This is a genomic window from Actinoallomurus vinaceus, from assembly GCF_039542055.1.
Classification (GTDB): domain Bacteria; phylum Actinomycetota; class Actinomycetes; order Streptosporangiales; family Streptosporangiaceae; genus Actinoallomurus; species Actinoallomurus vinaceus.
Genome location: NZ_BAABHK010000006.1, coordinates 307348 through 323652 on the forward strand (window position 1 = coordinate 307348; position 16305 = coordinate 323652).

Below are 16305 nucleotides of genomic sequence, written 5' to 3' on the forward strand. Positions count from 1 at the left end.
GAGGTGGACGATCGACGAGGTTCTCGCTCTGCCGGAGAGTGGCATGCGCCAAGAGCTCGTCGCCGGGAGACGCGTGGAATCCCCCAACCCTCCGAACTCGCACCAGTGGGTCGCCAAGCAGCTGATGCTCATTGCTTCGACCCGGCCGAGCTGGTGGGGCCGCGACGCTGAGGTCGCGCCCGTTGCCGAGGCGTGGACCGGGAACGAGTGGGTTCGTAGCCTGAGAGGGACGCCCATGTCCGCCACGGCGCTCGGGAGGGCCCTATGGGGACGGCTTTGACGCAGGCTCGATGGACCCACGTCGCGCTGCCGACCGGGGATCTCGACAAGGCGATCGAGTTCTATACGACGCTGACGCCCCTGGTGGTGGTCGAGCGCTTCGAGGACGACGCGGGGGAGAGCGCGTGGCTGTCGAACGACAAGCAGGTCGAGACGCCGTTCGTGCTCGTCCTCGTGTCCTTCAACGATGACAAGGGCGGCAGGCTGGGGTTGCTGGCCCCGTTCGCGCACCTGGGCATCGAGGTGCCCCGGCGGGAGGACGTCGACGCGCTCGCCGACCGCGCCCGCGAGCTCGGGTGCCTGCACTGGGAGCCGCGCGACATGCCCGGCCCGGTCGGCTACATATGCGCGCTGAAGGACCCGGACGGCAACGTCGTGGAGATCTCCCACAACCAGAAGGTCTTCGAGACCGTACGACGGCTGTGGGGCGTCGCCTGACCGGGGACGATCCCCGCCTGCCTCCGGCACCGCCCGGGCCGGCCGCTAAGGTGCGGCCGGCGCGTCCGTGACCAACCCCAGGGCGTCGGCCACGCCCGTCAGTTTCGCCGGGTTGACCAGACCGTAGATGGCCCGTATCCGGCCGTCCTCGGGACTCAGCTCGATGACCACGACGGCGAACAGCCGGTCGCCGTCGACGATCGCCACCCCCGGCTCGCCGTTCAGGTCCAGATGGCGGATGTCGAGTTCGGCGGGGAAATCGGGGGCGACCGATGCGAGCAGCCGGCCGACCTTGTCGCGTCCCAGGATGGGGCGGTGTGCCGCCCGCCGCGTGCCGCCGCCGTCGGTCCACAGCGTGACGTCGGGGGCGAGCACCTCCATCAGAGCGGTCAGGTCCCCGCCGGCCGCGGCGGCCAGGAACCGCTCGGTCACCTTCCGCCGTACGGCGGGTGCCGGCGAGAAGCGGGGGCGGCGGGCGTGTACGTGCTCGCGTGCTCGGTGCGCGAGCTGGCGTACGGCGGCGGGGCTGCGGCCGAGCATCTCGGCGATCTCGGCGTGCTCGTAACCGAACGACTCCCGGAGGACGAACACGGCCCGTTCCAAGGGGGAGAGCGTCTCCAGGACGACGAGCAAACCCAAGGACACGGTGTCGGCCCGTACGACGTCGTCGGCGGCGTCCGTGACGACGGGCTCCGGCAGCCACGGTCCCACGTACGCCTCGTGCCGGGCCCGGCGCAGCCGGGACAGCGCCGCGTTGACGGCGATGCGTGCGAGGTAGGCGCGCACGTCGTTGATGTGCTCTCCCCGTGCCGACGTCCATGACAGCCACGTCTCCTGCAGCACGTCCTCGGTGTCGGCGACGGTGCCGAGCAGGTTGTAAACGATCGCGAAGAGCATCTCCCGGTGCCGGGCGAACTCGGTCGTCGCCGTGTCGAGCGGGTCGCTCACTGGTGCACCTCCTTCGGTCCAGCGTCTCTGATCAGCTGCGCGATCCCATGTCAGACGTGGTGTCTGGCGGGGGATCTGCCCACCGTGGAGGGGTGGCGTGAGCGTGGAGATGGAAACCCGCGCCCAGTGCTGACCCGCGTGGCCGGTGTCGGCTGGTGGGTGTGCTGATCGTCTTCACGCCCTGGTGCCGGTGGGCTGCGCGGGGCGGCCGGGTCCGGTCCATGTGAGCGTGTCCCTCCGGACGCTTGCTCACCGGGCCTTGGGGCCTGGTGGGGGAGGGTGCCCTGCGTCGCCTGGGCGCGGGGCGTGGTGGCTGCCGCCGGGTGGGACCGGTCTTGGACCGGTCTTTCCGGCTGGTCTTTCCGGCAGTGGTGATGACTGCCGTGGCTTCGAGTTCGTCGACCACCGAGCCGATTTTCATGGCACCGTTGGCGTGGTCGGTGATGGTGGTGGCCTGGTGGGTGAGTCCGCGGGCGGCGATACGGCGCCAGGCGCCGGTATCGCGGTCGCCTTGCCAGCCGCAGTCGGGGTTGGGGCAGATGGCCCATTTCCAGCCGGGAGCGTTAGGCCGGTCGGGGGCTTTGCAGTGCCGGAGCGGGACCAGGCAGGCCGGGCAGTGCTTGGAAGTGCCCCGGGCGGGAACGGTGACGACGGCGATGCCCACCTCTGCGGCCAGATGCCGCATGTGGTCCACGATCTGTCCTCGCACCGTTTGGGAGAGCCGGGTGTCGATGGTCCGGCCCATGCCTTGGGCTTGCATCGACCGCAGATCTTCGACGTAGATGACGCTCGCGGCGGCGGTGATGGCCTGGTCGACCGCCCAGCGGGCGGCGGACCAGGCCAGGGCGTCATTGAGGTTGCCCCGCCGGTCGGACACGGCGCAAATCTCGCCTGTCAGGATCGCATGCTTGGCGGCCAGGTGCTGCCAGGTGCCCTGATCATCACCGCCGGTAAGGCGCTGGTAGTGGTCGGCCTTGGTGTGCAGGCGTTCGGACAGGCGGCGCAACCGGTGCTGCTTGGCCAGGACTCCGGCGGCGCGGAACATGCCTCCCGCACCGACAATAGTGATGGTGCCGTTTGGGTAAAGACGGGCGGCGCCTGCGCTGAGCAGGGTGTTCAGGCCCCAGTCCACGCCCAGGGCGATGGTGTGCCCGGCGCGCTGGGTCTTGGGGACCGCGTGGGTGCAGGCCAGATCGGCTCGCACCCCGCCGGAATGCAGGCGCAGCGTAGGAAGGTGCAGCACCGCGCCTGGCGGGATGGTCGGCGGCAGCGCGATCGGGCAGGCGACCCACATCCAGTCGGCGTACGAGCGCGGGTCGGGGCGGATGGGCAACTGCATGCGCAGCAGGGCACGGCCCGGCTCGTCGCCGCGTTCGATGGTTGCCTGCTGCCGGTCACACGCCGACAGCAGAAGCATCCGCGCGACGCGAGGCGCGTCCTCCAACTCGAACAGCCCGGCGGGGAGACGGCCGTGCCTGGATGTGAAGGCGGCGATCTGCCGGGTGCGGGCCTTGATCACACTGGTGGGAAGGTGCTCACCATCGGGTACCGCCGCGCGGACCTGGTCCCATTCGGCCGGGGTGCGCTTGGCCGGATCAGCGGGCCAGGTCGCCAGCACCCCGGCGGCCAGGTCAGCCCGCCACTTGGCTGACCGTAGCGTCCGCCCGGCCTGTTCTTGAGCCATCCGCACGATCCGGTCGTTGACCTTCACCACCTGCGGCGCAGCGACCGTCCAGCCCAGGCGCCGCAGCGCCATCCACGCGTTCGACGGCAGCCGCCGTCCAGCGGTGTCCTCACCCGAAGCGATCACGTCCACATCGGCGCTGTTCCAGTGCTCGGCCAGCAGATCGGAGGCCATGGCCGACACCAGATCCACAGCCCAGCCGACACGCTCGGCCAGCACCGAACCCGACAGCAGTTCACCGGTCTTCTCATCCACCCCACGGCGCAGCACGACAGGGGAACACACGGTGCGGGAGGTCTCGCCCTCAGCGAGCTGAAGTTTCCGGCTCACCCGGCCCCCTCCCTGGTGCACTGTCCGATGCGCTGGCCGGTCTCGGCGAGCAACCGCCTGCGGGCATCCGCGCTGCGCATGCCGTGCAGGCGGCCCGCGAAGGTGGTGACAAGCAACACGAAGTCTTCCAGGGTGTTCGTCTCGGCCGCTGGACTTCTTCGAGTGCAGCACCTCCAGAGCGTAGGACGCGCGGGACCGCCCGGATGTGACATCGGTCTCCCCATGTCACACCGAAGGTCTCTTTCTTCTCCTACGGGTGAAACGGCATCACCGGAGGAGAAGGAAGAGATGCTGAAGAGACTCGCGGGGACGGTCCTGCGGCGGCGCCGGGCGGTGCTCGTCGCGGCACTGGTGCTGGCACTGATCGGCGGAGCGGCGGCGGCCACGCTGTTCGAGAGGACGAAGGGCGGCGGGTTCGACGATCCGGGCGCCGAGTCGGGCCGCGCGGCGACGGCGCTGCGTGACGTGTTCGGGCAGGGGCGGCCGAACCTGGTGCTGCTGGTGACCGCCGCGGGCGGCGTCGACACGCGGGACGCCGCCGGGGCGGCGCTCGGCCGGCGGCTCGCGGCCGAGCCGGGGGTGGTGAACGTCACCTCCTACTGGAACTCCGGGCACGCGCCGCAGCTGCGCGGCGCCAAGGGGGACAAGGCGCTCGTCCTGGCGACGATCACCGGTGACGACACGGCCGTCGACAAGCGCGTGGGCCGGCTGGCCGAGCGCTACGCGGGCACCGGGGACGGGCTGGAGGTGAAGGTCGGCGGGTACGCGATGCTCCAGCACGAGATGAACCGGCAGAGCCAGAAGGACGCCACGACCGGCGAGATGATCGTCTTCCCGGTGACGCTGGTGGCGCTCGTGGTCGTCTTCGGCAGTGTCGTGGCCGCGCTGCTGCCCTTGGCCGTGGCGTTCGTGACGATGCTGCTCGGCATGGGGCTGATGTGGGTGCTGGCGAGCGTCACCGATCTGTCGGTCCTGGCGGTGAACGCGGTGACGCTGCTCGGCCTGGGCCTGGCGATCGACTACAGCCTGCTGATCGTCAACCGGTACCGGGAGGAGCTCGGCCGGGGGCGGGAACCCGGCGAGGCCATCCGCGTGACGATGGCCTCCGCCGGGCGGACCGTGGTGTTCTCGGCGATCACGGTCGCCGTCGCGCTGGGCGGCCTGGCGCTGTTTCCGCTGCTGGCGGTGCGGTCGCTGGCGTACGCCGGGGTGACGACGGCGCTGCTCGCCGCGGCCGTCTCACTGACCGTCCTGCCCGCGCTGCTAAGCGTCTTCGGAGCGCGTGTCGGCGCGGGTCGTCGTCCGGCCCGGGACGACGGGGCGGGCTTCTGGCGTCGTCTGGCCTCGTTCGTCATGCGGCGTCCGGTGCCGATCGCGACGGTCGTGACGGCCGCCCTGCTGCTGCTCGGCACGCCGTTCCTCGGCATCAAGCTCGGCTTTCCGGACGAACGGGTCATGCCGGCCTCGTCGTCGGCCCGTCAGGTCGCGACCGCGGTGCGGACCGAGTTCGGCTCCGCCGAGCAGGACGCGCTCCAGGTCGTCGTGGCACATCCGGCCGGCGGCCGGGAGGCGCTCGCCGCGTACGCCGCCGGCCTGTCACGGCTGCCCGACGTCGTCCGGGTGGACACGGTCACCGGAGCGTACGCCCACGGGGCCCAGGTCTCGCCGGGGCGACCGGGTTTCGCCGCCGGCGGGTCCGTCTACCTGTCGATCGTGCCCGGGCCCGGTGACGCCGGTCGTCTCGTCCGGGACGTCCGCGCGGTCCCGGCGCCGTTCGGCGTCATGGTCGGCGGAACGGCGGCGGTCAACGTCGACGCCACGGCCGCGTTGCGGGACCGCCTGCCGTACGCGGTCGGCGCGGTGGCGATCGTCATGGTCGTGCTGCTGTTCCTGCTGACGGGCAGCCTCCTGCTGCCGCTGCTCGCCCTCGTCCTCAGCGCGCTGAGCCTGACCGCGACCTTCGGGGCGCTGGTCTGGATCTTCCAGTACGGCCACCTGAACGGGATGCTGGGCGGGTTCACCGTCACCGGCGACATCGCGGCGACGATCCCGGTGATGCTCTTCGCGCTCGCCTTCGGCCTGGCAATGGACTACCAGGTGTTCCTGCTCTCCCGGATCCGGGAGGAGTACGAGCGCGGCGGCTCGGCCACCACGGCCGTCGCCGTCGGCCTCGAGCGCATCGGCCGGATCGTGACCGCCGCGGCGGTGCTGATCTCCCTCGTGTTCCTCGCCTTCACCGCGTCCGGCATCACGTACATGAAGGCGTTCGGGGTGGGGCTGCCGCTGGCGGTGCTGATGGACGCCACGCTCGTCCGGGGCGTGCTGCTTCCCGCCGCGATGCGCCTCGGCGGGCGCGCCACGTGGTGGGCCCCTGCTCCGCTGCGCCGCCTGCACGCCCGGTTCGGCCTCCGGGAGGACGCCGAGGGGCCCGCACCCCGGATCCCCGTATCCGCCGAGTGAGATGCCCCACGGCGATGACGCGGGACATGTGATTCCATTCACTGGAGTCGCGTTCGAAGGGATGGAATCTTGTCCGATCTGCGCAGCGCCCAGTGGTATTCCGGCAATGACCGCAACGCCTACATCCATCGGGCCTGGATGCGACGGGGCCTGCCGGGTCATGCCTTCGACGGACGCCCGCAGATCGCCATCGCCAACACCGCGTCGGACCTGACGCCCTGCAACAGCCACCTCGACGAGGTCGCGGAGAGCGTCAAGCAGGGGGTGTGGGAGGCCGGGGGCGTCCCGCTGAACCTGCCCGTCGTCTCCCTCGGCGAGACGCAGCTGCGGCCGACCGCGATGCTCTGGCGGAACATGGCCGCGATGGCGACCGAGGAGATGCTGCGCGGCAACCCCGTCGACGGGGTGGTCCTGCTCGGCGGGTGCGACAAGACGATCCCGGCCCTGCTGATGGCGGCGGCGTCGGTCGACCTGCCCGCCGTGGTCGTCCCGGGCGGGCCGATGCTGTCCGGGACGTTCCGCGGGGTGCCGCTCGGCTGTGGCACCGACGTCTGGCGGCTCAGCGAGGAGGTGCGCGCCGGGGAGCTGTCCGAACGCGACTTCCTGGAGTCCGAGTCGTGCATGATCCGCAGCCGGGGGCACTGCAACACGATGGGCACCGCGTCCACGATGGGCCTGCTCGCCGAGGCGCTCGGCACCACGCTGCCCGGCACGGCGGGCCTGCCCGCCCCGGACAGCCGCCTGCTCGCCCGGGCGCACGAGACGGGCGGGCTGGCCGTGGAGATGGTCCGCGAGGGGCGCAGGCCCAGCGATCTGTTCTCGGCTGGATCGTTCCACAACGCGATCGTCGCGCTCGCCGCCCTCGGCGGATCCACCAACGCGGTCGTCCACCTCCTGGCGATCGCCGGCCGGCTCGGCGTCCCGCTCACCCTCGACGACTTCGACCGGATCGGCGCGGAGGTGCCGCTGCTCGTCGACCTTCAGCCCGCCGGCCGGTTCCTGATGGAGGACTTCCACCGCGCGGGCGGGCTGCACGCGGTCCTCCGCCAGGTCCAGGACCTCCTCGACCCGGCCGCGCTCACCGTCACCGGCCGCCCGCTCGTCGACCACCTCGGCGGCCACCCCGGCATCTGGGACCCGGAGGTGATCCGCACCCGGGAGGCGCCGTTGCAGGCCGCCGCCGGGATCGCCGTCCTGCGCGGCAACCTCGCGCCCGACGGGGCCATCATCAAGCCCGCGGCGGCCTCCCCGCACCTGATGCGCCACCGCGGGCGTGCCGTGGTGTTCGACTCGATCGAGGACCTGCACGCCCGCCTCGACGACCCGGACCTGGACGTCGACGCCGACTCCGTTCTCGTGCTGCGCGGCTGCGGCCCGAAGGGCTACCCGGGCATGCCGGAGGTCTCGAACATGCCGCTGCCCGAGAAGCTGCTCAAGCAGGGCGTCCGCGACATGGTCCGCGTCTGCGACGGCCGCATGAGCGGCACGGCGTACGGCACGGTGGTCCTGCACGTCGCGCCCGAGGCGGCGGCGGGCGGCCCACTGGACCGGGTCCGGACCGGCGACCCGATCGTCCTGGACGTCGAGAACCGCCGGATCGACGTCGACATCCCGCAGGAGGAGCTCGACCGGCGGGAACCCTCGAAGGCCCTGCTGGACGGTGTGGCCCGGCCGCACCGGGGCTGGGAGCGGCTGTACGTCGACACCGTGATGGGCGCGGACACCGGCGCCGACCTCGACTTCCTCGTCGGCTCCTCGGGTGACCAGGTCGCCCGCGAGTCGCACTGACCGATCTCGGTCGTTCCGTCCCCGTAGGCCATCGACCGCGTGCCCTGCCGGGCGCGGGGCTTGATGTCAGCGGGATCCGGGCCGCTAGGGTCGCCTGGCGCCGCAGTGATCTGTGGTCCGGTCGCACCGCAATGCGGGGGAGTTGTGGACGAGGTTCTCAGGCAGGCGCTGGAGCCGGTGTTGCGCGACATCCGCGCGACGGGGGCGCCAGAGCCGGATGTTCGTGATGATGGCTGGGCAGATGACGATCTGAGTGCGTCGGCGTTCTTGTGGAGCCGTGATGGCAGCGCCGTCGGGATACGTGTCGATCGTGCCGCGGCCGAGGCCGATCGCGTGGTGCAGGTGGCCGATCAGGTGCAGGAGTGGGTCATCGAAGAGCTTTGGGGGCAGGCGGCGACGAACTGGCCGCGGTGTCCGGGGCATCCTGCGACCCATCCGTTGCGGGCGTCGACGCGCGCCCGGTCGGCGATGTGGGTGTGTCCCAGCGAAGGGACACCGATCTCGCCGATCGGCTCCCTGGAGTAGCTCATCGGACGCGTGTGACGCGTTTCCGGGCGGGGAGGGAGCGGCGGATCAGGAAGAGAGCGGTCAGCCACAGCCACGCGGCGGTCGGCCACATCACCATGGGGTCGTGAGGTGCGCTCACGCTGGCCCATAGGGCGCCGATGGTGACGATGAAGACAGCCGGGCTGTGCGTCAGCACCTGGATGCCGACCCGGCCGCGCCTCGACCGTTCGCGTCCATCCGGCCGCGGATGCTTCAGGGGATGTGAGTCACCGCGGAACGCCGAGACTCGCGGGGGGTGTTGCCGACTCATTCCTCGTCCTCGTCGGAAGGCGTCAGGTGGGACACCTTCGAGTCCAATACCGGTCAGGCCGGAAGGCAAGTCCGTTGACGGTCCCTCTCCGCCAGCAGGCCGAGTCTTAACGCCTTCCGTACACGGCCACCGCCGTCCGAACGTGCCGCACGAGATCGTCGCACCTGCCCTCAGGCCGGTGCCGAGACGTCCGGGGCCTACCGTTGCATCTTCTCGGTGAAGTGGCGCACAAGGCCGATGGCGTCCTCGGACGCCTTGGCCATGTTCTCCCGGATCTCGGTCAGTGCCTCCGTCATCGCCTCCCGTGCCTTGAACAGCTCGAGCGGATCAGCGCCGCCGTAGATCTCGGTGGTCACCTCATTCGTGCGTCGCTCCAAATCCTGCCGGGCGTGCAGCGCAACTGTCGCGATCACCTCGGCCAGCTCCTGGGATCCGAGCCGCATCGCGCGCGGATCGATCAACAGGGTCGCCAGCGGGTCATCGGCGGTGCATTCCACTTTCACCCGGCCGTCCGGAGACTCGGCGGTGCCCCTCAGGCCGGTCACCGCCTCCTTCAACTTGCGCGCCTGGTCGGCTTGAGCGCGTGCGTGGCGAAGCACCTCATCCAGTTCGGGGCGCGCACTCTGGGATGCCATCATCGAACTCCTTTACCGGTTTCCGGCGTCCTCACCGGTGCGGCTGGGTCTCATCGACGTAGGAATCGCCGTAACCGTCGCTGCTCGCCGGGTCGCTCCAGCCGGTGGGTACGTTGCCGCTGAAAATCGTGTCGCCTTTTCGGGTGGAGCCGACGCCGGCGATGGAGCCGAAGATCCGGCCGCCCAGCCGCGCCGTCCCAGGAACGGGAAGCTGCCAGCCGATGCCTTTCGTCAGCGTCCGGCCGAGGAGACTGTCGCGGAAGAACAGGTCCACACTCTTACCGCCGAGCCCCCCTGCCAGCAGTTTCCGCTCGCCGTACTGGAGGGTGCCTTTGATCATGAGGCCGGAGGCGTGCACGGTCGCCTGTACGAGGTCGGGGACGGTCCTCGTGGAAGTTCAGCTGGTCCATGTAATCGGTCATGCGGGACTGGAACGCGTCGCGATCGTCGCCGGTCCAACTCTCGGCGCTGAGGCCATCGATCAACTGCTGCGCCTCGCGGTGGGCCTTGTCGATTTCGTCCGCCGTGTCGAAACAGCCCTGAGCCGCCGACCACAGCGCCTGCGGGTCGGATTCGGCGAGATAGATGATGGCCACGACCGGCCATGCCGTCGGAATGACGATCGCTGCACCCATGGCTTCGTAGTAGGCGACCTTCGCCGCTCCCAAGAAGCTCACGTCTCGCGCACCGTGCTCTTGCGCTCCGCCTCGCTCTGATTGGCCGCGGTCTCGTGCAGTAGGTCGTTGATATGCATGAGTGCCTGTATCTTCGTCCGCAGATCCTGGTCCTCGAACGCCACTGCCTCGGTGTACGTCATGGCGAGGGGATAGGCGAATGTCGTGAAGGATCCGGTGGAGATGGTCCGCGGGTCGCCGTTCAGTTTGTACCGTGCCTGTTTGAGAAAGTCCCCGACCTGGCGCTCGATTCTGTCGCCCAACCCTGCGACATCTTCATGCCGATACTCGATCGTGTGATTTCCGGAGCCACCACGTGCGGTGGGTGCCGCTGCGGGCGGTCCCGACGATCGAGAAGGTGCAGGAATCGAACGATTCAACAGCTCATCGATGCTCTGGCCCATGTCCCCCACTCCTAGCCTGAAACGCTCGGAGATCGTACAAGATCGCCAGACGCCGGCCTTGCGTCCTAAACGGGAAAAATACGATCTTCGTACACATTTTTAACGCCGTCGAGCGGTCACTCTGAGGTAATGTCACGACGTCGTGAAACCCCGCAGTAGCGCACCGGGCCATTCGATAACGCTACGGACGGCGCACGGCGCTCATCGGCTCCCGCTGTTCCTGGCGGTCGCCGGAGCGGCCGTACTCTGCCTGGCGATCGCCGCCTGGCACCAGGCAGAGGCGCCACGGGGACGCGACGCCGTCTGGGTCGTCGTCGTCGGCATCGCGGGTCTCGGCGCGCTGTCCTCGGCACTCCCGCTGTATCTGGCCAGAATGAAGGCTCGCGTCCGCGTGGACATCACCCCGGACGGAGTCTCGGTGCAAGGCGTGCTGACACCGGCGTCGGCGATCCGGGCCGTCGGTCTCACCGGGCCCGTGCACGACCCCGTGCTCGCACTCTGGCGCGAACCGGCCGCCGGGGGCGCTCCGCTCCACCCGATCGCCTTCTCGCCGTGTCACAGATCGGAGACCGCGAGATCGCACGCGTCCGGGACCGCGTCGAGACGCTCTGGCCCGGCCTTTGGCACAGCAGGGCCGCCCGGCCGGTCCGCCTCCTCACCACGACCGAACTGACCGTCGACCTCACGGGTGGCCATCACACTGCCGGCGAGGTGATCGGCGGCACCGTCGAGGTCCGGCACAGCATGATCCTCCGGGACGAGGGCGCGGAGCCGGTGCTGATGCTGGAGCGCTTCACCAGACGGCTTCGGACCGGAGTCCGGGTGACCGCGCCGGACGGCACGCCGCTCGGTGGCATCAGCGAGATCGGTCGGCGGGCATGGACCCCGTCGCAGGGCCATGGCCGGCCGTTGTGCCTGTACGACGCGGACGGCCGGCTCATCGGCCGCACCCGGGAGCCGCGGCGGTCCGCCATGAACACCATCGTCGACGGCAGCGGACGACGCGTCGCGCTGCTCGATCTCCCCAACCATCGGGCGGTGCTGCTCGCCAGGTTCGAGGGTCTGCGGCTGCACATCGAACCGTCCGCCGACGGGCCGCTCCGGCCGCTGCTGGTCGCCCTGCCGCTCGCCCTCCGATTGATCGACATCCAGCCGTGGCTCAACAACGCCGCGGTTCCCCGGCTCGAGCCGATCGACTGATGGGCCGTTAGGGATGCGTTAAGGCGCCGAGGGGGCGCGCTAAGGCTCTGTCAATGGAGGCCGAAACCCCTCAAAAGCGGCGTTTACTCCTGCCGTAAGCCCCGAGAGAGGGGTCGGCGAGGCATGCCGTCGGCGTGCTCAAGGAGGATGCGATGACGCGCTCGGATCTCTCCGCCTGGTCACTGGCCGGCGGCAGCGCCTGCGTCTTCGCTCTGGCCGTCGTGCTGGCCGGACTGCCCTGGCCGGCCGCGTTCGCCGCGGTCGCCGTGGCCGTCGCGGCCTGGGCATGGCGGAGCCGGATCATCGTCGGCGCCGCGATCGGCGCAATCGCGTGGATGTGCGTCACCGGCTTCGATGTGCACCGGTTCGGCCACATCGGGATCGCCGGCGGTGACGACATCGCCCGGGCGGCGGTGCTCGTCCTCGCCGGGATCATGGCGGCCCTCGTCCACGCGGTGATCGACGCCGTGGGCCGCTACCGGCGAGCCGACCCGGTCTGGGTCGATTTCCACGCCACCGAGTCCGGCCTCGAGCCGGCGGACCGCAGGGAACCGACGGTCTGAACGCGATCCCCAGCGGCGCTCGGCGAGACGGGTCATCCCCCCGTGAATCGAATAGAGGAAACCGAAAGAAATGGCTGACCTGGTGTACATCCTGCTGACAGTGGCGATCTTCGCCCTGCTCGGCCTGGTCGTGAAGGCGGTCGAGCGGCTTTGAGTCTGGAGAACGTGGTCGGCCTGATCCTGGCCGTGCTGCTGATCATCTTCCTCGCGGCCGCCCTACTGTTCCCGGAGCGCTTCTGATGAGTACGACGGTCGCGGGAGTCCTGTTCACGGGATCTCTCGTGCTCGCTCTCGCCCTGGCCTACCGGCCGTTGGGCGACTACATGTACCGGGTCTACACCGGTTCGAAGCATTCGCGGGTCGAACGCCTCGTCTACCGGCTGATCGGAGCCCATCCGGACGCCGAGCAGACGTGGGGTTCCTACGCCCGCAGCGTGCTGGCGTTCTCGGCGGTGTCCGTGCTGTTCCTGTACGGATTCCAGCGGCTGCAGAACCACCTGATGCTGAGCCTGGGCTTCAAGCCGGTGATGACGCACCAGGCGTGGAACACCGCGATCAGCTTCACCACCAATACCAACTGGCAGTCGTACTCGGGTGAGTCGACCATGGGCCATCTGGTGCAGATGGCCGGTCTGGCCGTGCAGAACTTCGTGTCGGCGGCCGTCGGCATCGCCGTCGCGATCGCCCTCGTCCGCGGCTTCGCCCGCAAGAAGACCGAGCACCTCGGCAACTTCTGGGTGGACCTCGTCCGCGGCACCCTGCGGATCCTGCTGCCCTTCGCCTTCCTCGCCGCGATCATCCTGGTGATCGGCGGGGCGGTGCAGAACTTCCACGACCCGCACACGATCCAGACCCTGGCCGGCGCCAAGCAGTCGATCACCGGGGGACCGGTGGCGAGCCAGGAGGCCATCAAGGAGTTCGGCACCAACGGCGGCGGGTTCTACAACGCGAACTCCGCCCACCCGTTCGAGAACCCGACGGTGTGGACGAACTGGCTGGAGATCTTCCTCCTGCTGGTGATCAGCTTCAGCCTGCCCCGGACGTTCGGCCGGATGGTCGGCAGCAACAAGCAGGGCTACGCCATCGTCTCCGTCATGGCCACCCTGGCCATCATCAGCGTGACGCTGCTGTCGGCCTTCCAACTCGCCCACCATGGCACGGTCCCGACGGCGATCGGGTCGTCGATGGAAGGCATGGAGACGCGGTTCGGAGTGGCGAACTCCGCGACGTTCGCGGACGCCACCACGCTGACCTCGACCGGCGCGGTGAACTCCTTCCACGACTCGTACACCAGCCTCGGCGGCATGATGACGATGTTCAACATGATGCTCGGCGAGGTCGCGCCCGGCGGCACGGGCTCGGGCCTGTACGGCATGCTGATCCTCGCCGTGGTCACGGTGTTCGTCGCCGGGCTCATGGTCGGCCGTACCCCCGAGTACCTCGGCAAGAAGATCAGCAGCCGCGAGATCAAGTTCGCGGCGACCTACTTCCTGATCACTCCGATCTGCGTGCTCGTGGGCACCGCGTTCGCGATGGCACTGCCCGGTGAGCGGGCGGGCATGGCCAACAGCGGCCCGCACGGGCTGTCGGAGGTCTTGTACGCCTTCACCTCGGCGTCGAACAACAACGGGTCGGCGTTCGCCGGCATCACCGTGAACACCACCTGGTACGACACCGCGCTGGGCCTCGCGATGGTCTTCGGGCGCTTCCTGCCGATGATCTTCGTGCTGGGGCTGGCCGGGTCTCTCGCCCGCCAGGGGCACACCCCCGCGTCGGAGGGCACCCTGCCCACCCACCGTCCGCAGTTCGTCGGCATGGTCGCCGGCGTGACGGTGGTCCTCGTCGCCCTGACGTTCCTCCCGGCGCTCGCGCTCGGGCCGTTGGCCGAAGGAATCCACTGATGTCTGCACAGGTCACTGAAGCTCCGACCAGGGCTCCGGAGCCGCCGAAGCCCTCGGGCGGGCGTGTCCAGGGCGGTCTCCTGGATCCCAAGCAGCTGCTCACATCGCTGCCGGACGCCGCCAAGAAGCTGGATCCGCGCACGATGTGGCGCAATCCGGTCATGTTCATCGTCGAGATCGGCGCCGTATGGTCGACGATCCTGGCGTTCGCCAAGCCCAGCTGGTTCGCCTGGTTGATCGTGGCCTGGCTCTGGCTGACCGTGATCTTCGCCAACCTCGCCGAGGCCGTGGCGGAGGGCCGGGGCAAGGCCCAGGCCGACACGCTGCGCAAGGCCAAGACCGACACGATGGCCCGCCGCCTGGTCGGCTGGACGCCCGGGAGCCCGATCCGGGAGGAGTCGGTGCCCGCACCGCAGCTCCAGCAGGGCGACCACGTGATCGTCGAGGCCGGTCAGATCATCCCCGGTGACGGGGACGTCGTCGAGGGCATCGCCAGCGTCGACGAGTCGGCCATCACCGGCGAGTCCGCGCCGGTCATCCGCGAGTCCGGCGGCGACCGGTCCGCGGTCACCGGCGGCACCAAGGTGCTGTCCGACCAGATCATCGTCAAGATCACTCAGAAGCCGGGCGAGAGCTTCATCGACAAGATGATCGCGCTGGTCGAGGGCGCCAACCGGCAGAAGACCCCGAATGAGATCGCCCTCAACATCCTGCTCGCCTCGCTGACGATCATCTTCGTGATGGCGGTCGCGACCCTGCAGCCGCTGGCGATCTTCTCCAAGGCGAACCAGCCCGGCGTGGCGGACTCCCTCGCCCTGAACGGGCACGGCGTCACCGGCATCGTCATGGTCTCGCTCCTGGTCTGCCTCATCCCGACGACGATCGGCGCGCTGCTCAGCGCGATCGGCATCGCCGGCATGGACCGGCTCGTCCAGCGCAACGTCCTCGCCATGAGCGGCCGCGCCGTCGAGGCGGCCGGCGACGTCAACACGCTGCTGCTGGACAAGACCGGCACCATCACGCTCGGCAACCGGCAGGCCGCGGAGTTCACCCCGGTGGACGGCGTGAGCGAGCAGACGCTCGCCGACGCCGCCCAGCTGTCCAGCCTCGCCGACGAGACGCCGGAGGGCCGCTCGATCGTCGTGTTCGCCAAGACGGAGTACGGCCTGCGGGAGCGCACGCCGGGCGAGCTGTCGCACGCGACCTGGATCGAGTTCACCGCCCAGACCCGGATGTCCGGGGTCGACCTGGACGGCGACGGCACGCCCAGCCGGGACCGCATGCTGCGCAAGGGCGCGGCGACGGCCGTGATGAAGTGGGTCCGCGACAACGGCGGTCACCCCACGGACGAGGTCGGCCACATCGTGGACGGGATCTCGGCCAGCGGTGGCACGCCCCTCGTGGTCGGCGAGGTCGTCCGTGACAACGGCGCGACGACGGCTCACGTGCTCGGCGTCATCCACCTGAAGGACGTGGTCAAGGAGGGCATGCGCGAGCGCTTCGACGAGATGCGCCGCATGGGCATCCGTACGGTCATGATCACGGGCGACAACCCGCTGACGGCCAAGGCCATCGCGGACGAGGCCGGCGTGGACGACTTCCTCGCCGAGGCCAAGCCCGAGGACAAGATGGCGCTGATCAAGAAGGAGCAGGAGGGCGGCAAGCTCGTCGCGATGACCGGCGACGGCACCAACGACGCGCCCGCCCTCGCCCAGGCCGACGTCGGCGTGGCCATGAACACCGGCACGTCGGCCGCCAAGGAGGCCGGCAACATGGTCGACCTCGATTCGAACCCGACGAAGCTCATCGAGATCGTCGAGATCGGCAAGCAGTTGCTGATCACCCGGGGCGCGCTGACGACCTTCTCGATCGCCAACGACATCGCCAAGTACTTCGCGATCATCCCTGCGATGTTCGCGGCGGTGTACCCCGGGCTCGACAAGCTCAACATCATGCGGCTGCACAGCCCGCAGTCGGCGATCCTGTCGGCCGTCATCTTCAACGCGATCATCATCATCGCGCTGATCCCGCTCGCCCTGCGCGGCGTGAAGTACCGGCCGAGCAGCGCGTCGAAGCTGCTTTCCCGCAACCTGTACGTCTACGGGCTCGGCGGCATCATCGCGCCGTTCATCGGGATCAAGCTCATCGATCTACTCATCATGTTCCTTCCGGGGATGTCCTGAC

16 protein-coding genes are annotated in these 16305 nt (G+C 69.6%); 9 read left to right on the forward strand and 7 right to left on the reverse strand.

The annotated features are described in order from the left end of the window. The first annotated feature begins 264 nt into the window (after positions 1-264). Positions 265-717 (forward strand): VOC family protein, encoded by a 453-nt coding sequence (locus ABEA24_RS23110; protein WP_345433068.1) that lies wholly within the window; start codon positions 265-267, stop codon positions 715-717. 45 nt (positions 718-762) lie between these two features. Here ABEA24_RS23110 and sigJ read toward each other — a convergent pair whose 3' ends face one another. The 3 genes from sigJ to ABEA24_RS23125 are packed head-to-tail and all read right to left on the reverse strand — an operon-like array spanning position 763 to position 3798. Further along, the gene (sigJ, locus tag ABEA24_RS23115; RefSeq protein ID WP_345433069.1) at positions 763-1665 is read right to left on the reverse strand and encodes an RNA polymerase sigma factor SigJ; all 903 of its coding nucleotides are present in this window, start codon (positions 1663-1665) and stop codon (positions 763-765) included. Between the two features lie 31 nt (positions 1666-1696). After that, positions 1697-3679 (reverse strand): zinc ribbon domain-containing protein, encoded by a 1983-nt coding sequence (locus ABEA24_RS23120; RefSeq protein ID WP_345433070.1) that lies wholly within the window; start codon positions 3677-3679, stop codon positions 1697-1699. Continuing rightward, positions 3676-3798, reverse strand: coding sequence for a hypothetical protein (locus tag ABEA24_RS23125; RefSeq protein ID WP_345433071.1), 123 nt, complete (start codon positions 3796-3798; stop codon positions 3676-3678). Before ABEA24_RS23125 ends, ABEA24_RS23120 begins: the two co-directional genes overlap by 4 nt. A 169-nt stretch (positions 3799-3967) precedes the next feature. On the opposite strand from ABEA24_RS23125, the gene ABEA24_RS23130 reads away from it, so the two are divergent. From ABEA24_RS23130 to ABEA24_RS23140, 3 genes are all read left to right on the forward strand, one after another. Beyond that, positions 3968-6139: an MMPL family transporter gene (locus ABEA24_RS23130; RefSeq protein WP_345433072.1), complete on the forward strand. Its 2172-nt coding sequence runs from the start codon at positions 3968-3970 to the stop codon at positions 6137-6139. A gap of 69 nt (positions 6140-6208) precedes the next feature. Continuing rightward, positions 6209-7927, forward strand: coding sequence for an IlvD/Edd family dehydratase (locus ABEA24_RS23135; RefSeq protein ID WP_345433073.1), 1719 nt, complete (start codon positions 6209-6211; stop codon positions 7925-7927). A gap of 144 nt (positions 7928-8071) precedes the next feature. Continuing rightward, the gene (locus ABEA24_RS23140; RefSeq protein WP_345433074.1) at positions 8072-8452 is read left to right on the forward strand and encodes a hypothetical protein; all 381 of its coding nucleotides are present in this window, start codon (positions 8072-8074) and stop codon (positions 8450-8452) included. A 489-nt stretch (positions 8453-8941) separates the two neighbouring features. Here ABEA24_RS23140 and ABEA24_RS23145 read toward each other — a convergent pair whose 3' ends face one another. Genes ABEA24_RS23145 through ABEA24_RS23160 form a run of 4 tightly spaced genes read right to left on the reverse strand, consistent with a single transcriptional unit; the run spans position 8942 to position 10457 of the window. After that, on the reverse strand, positions 8942-9382 hold the full coding sequence (locus ABEA24_RS23145; protein ID WP_345433076.1) for a YbaB/EbfC family nucleoid-associated protein: 441 nt from the start codon (positions 9380-9382) through the stop codon (positions 8942-8944). Between the two features lie 28 nt (positions 9383-9410). Continuing rightward, the gene (locus ABEA24_RS23150; RefSeq protein WP_345433077.1) at positions 9411-9653 is read right to left on the reverse strand and encodes a hypothetical protein; all 243 of its coding nucleotides are present in this window, start codon (positions 9651-9653) and stop codon (positions 9411-9413) included. Between the two features lie 4 nt (positions 9654-9657). Beyond that, on the reverse strand, positions 9658-10056 hold the full coding sequence (locus tag ABEA24_RS23155) for a hypothetical protein (protein WP_345433078.1): 399 nt from the start codon (positions 10054-10056) through the stop codon (positions 9658-9660). Further along, positions 10053-10457 carry a hypothetical protein gene (locus tag ABEA24_RS23160; protein ID WP_345433079.1) on the reverse strand — a complete coding sequence of 135 codons (405 nt, stop codon included), beginning with the start codon at positions 10455-10457 and terminating at the stop codon, positions 10053-10055. The genes ABEA24_RS23155 and ABEA24_RS23160 overlap by 4 nt, the downstream gene beginning before the upstream one ends. Positions 10458-11009: 552 nt before the next feature. On the opposite strand from ABEA24_RS23160, the gene ABEA24_RS23165 reads away from it, so the two are divergent. The 5 genes from ABEA24_RS23165 to kdpB all read left to right on the forward strand — a co-directional run bounded on the left by ABEA24_RS23165 (position 11010) and on the right by kdpB (position 16304). Further along, positions 11010-11657 (forward strand): hypothetical protein, encoded by a 648-nt coding sequence (locus ABEA24_RS23165; protein ID WP_345433080.1) that lies wholly within the window; start codon positions 11010-11012, stop codon positions 11655-11657. Between the two features lie 152 nt (positions 11658-11809). Next, complete coding sequence (locus ABEA24_RS23170; protein WP_345433082.1) at positions 11810-12220, forward strand: hypothetical protein; 411 nt, start codon at positions 11810-11812, stop codon at positions 12218-12220. 150 nt (positions 12221-12370) lie between these two features. Then, entirely contained in the window at positions 12371-12460 is a 90-nt protein-coding gene (locus ABEA24_RS23175) for a potassium-transporting ATPase subunit F (protein ID WP_345433083.1), read from the forward strand. Continuing rightward, positions 12460-14121: a potassium-transporting ATPase subunit KdpA gene (gene kdpA / locus ABEA24_RS23180; protein ID WP_345433084.1), complete on the forward strand. Its 1662-nt coding sequence runs from the start codon at positions 12460-12462 to the stop codon at positions 14119-14121. The genes ABEA24_RS23175 and kdpA overlap by 1 nt, the downstream gene beginning before the upstream one ends. Then, positions 14121-16304, forward strand: coding sequence for a potassium-transporting ATPase subunit KdpB (gene kdpB / locus ABEA24_RS23185; protein ID WP_345433085.1), 2184 nt, complete (start codon positions 14121-14123; stop codon positions 16302-16304). The genes kdpA and kdpB overlap by 1 nt, the downstream gene beginning before the upstream one ends. The last annotated feature ends 1 nt before the right edge of the window (position 16305 follow it).

Excerpts from the sequence above, each read along its gene's own strand:
- ABEA24_RS23110 (WP_345433068.1), top strand. The coding sequence starts at position 265 with ATGGGGACGGCTTTGACGCAGGCTCGATGGACCCACGTCGCGCTGCCG.
- ABEA24_RS23130 (WP_345433072.1), top strand. The coding sequence starts at position 3,968 with ATGCTGAAGAGACTCGCGGGGACGGTCCTGCGGCGGCGCCGGGCGGTG.
- ABEA24_RS23145 (WP_345433076.1), bottom strand. The coding sequence starts at position 9,382 with ATGATGGCATCCCAGAGTGCGCGCCCCGAACTGGATGAGGTGCTTCGC.
- ABEA24_RS23160 (WP_345433079.1), bottom strand. The coding sequence starts at position 10,457 with ATGGGCCAGAGCATCGATGAGCTGTTGAATCGTTCGATTCCTGCACCT.
- ABEA24_RS23170 (WP_345433082.1), top strand. The coding sequence starts at position 11,810 with ATGACGCGCTCGGATCTCTCCGCCTGGTCACTGGCCGGCGGCAGCGCC.
- kdpA (WP_345433084.1), top strand. The coding sequence starts at position 12,460 with ATGAGTACGACGGTCGCGGGAGTCCTGTTCACGGGATCTCTCGTGCTC.
- kdpB (WP_345433085.1), top strand. The coding sequence starts at position 14,121 with ATGTCTGCACAGGTCACTGAAGCTCCGACCAGGGCTCCGGAGCCGCCG.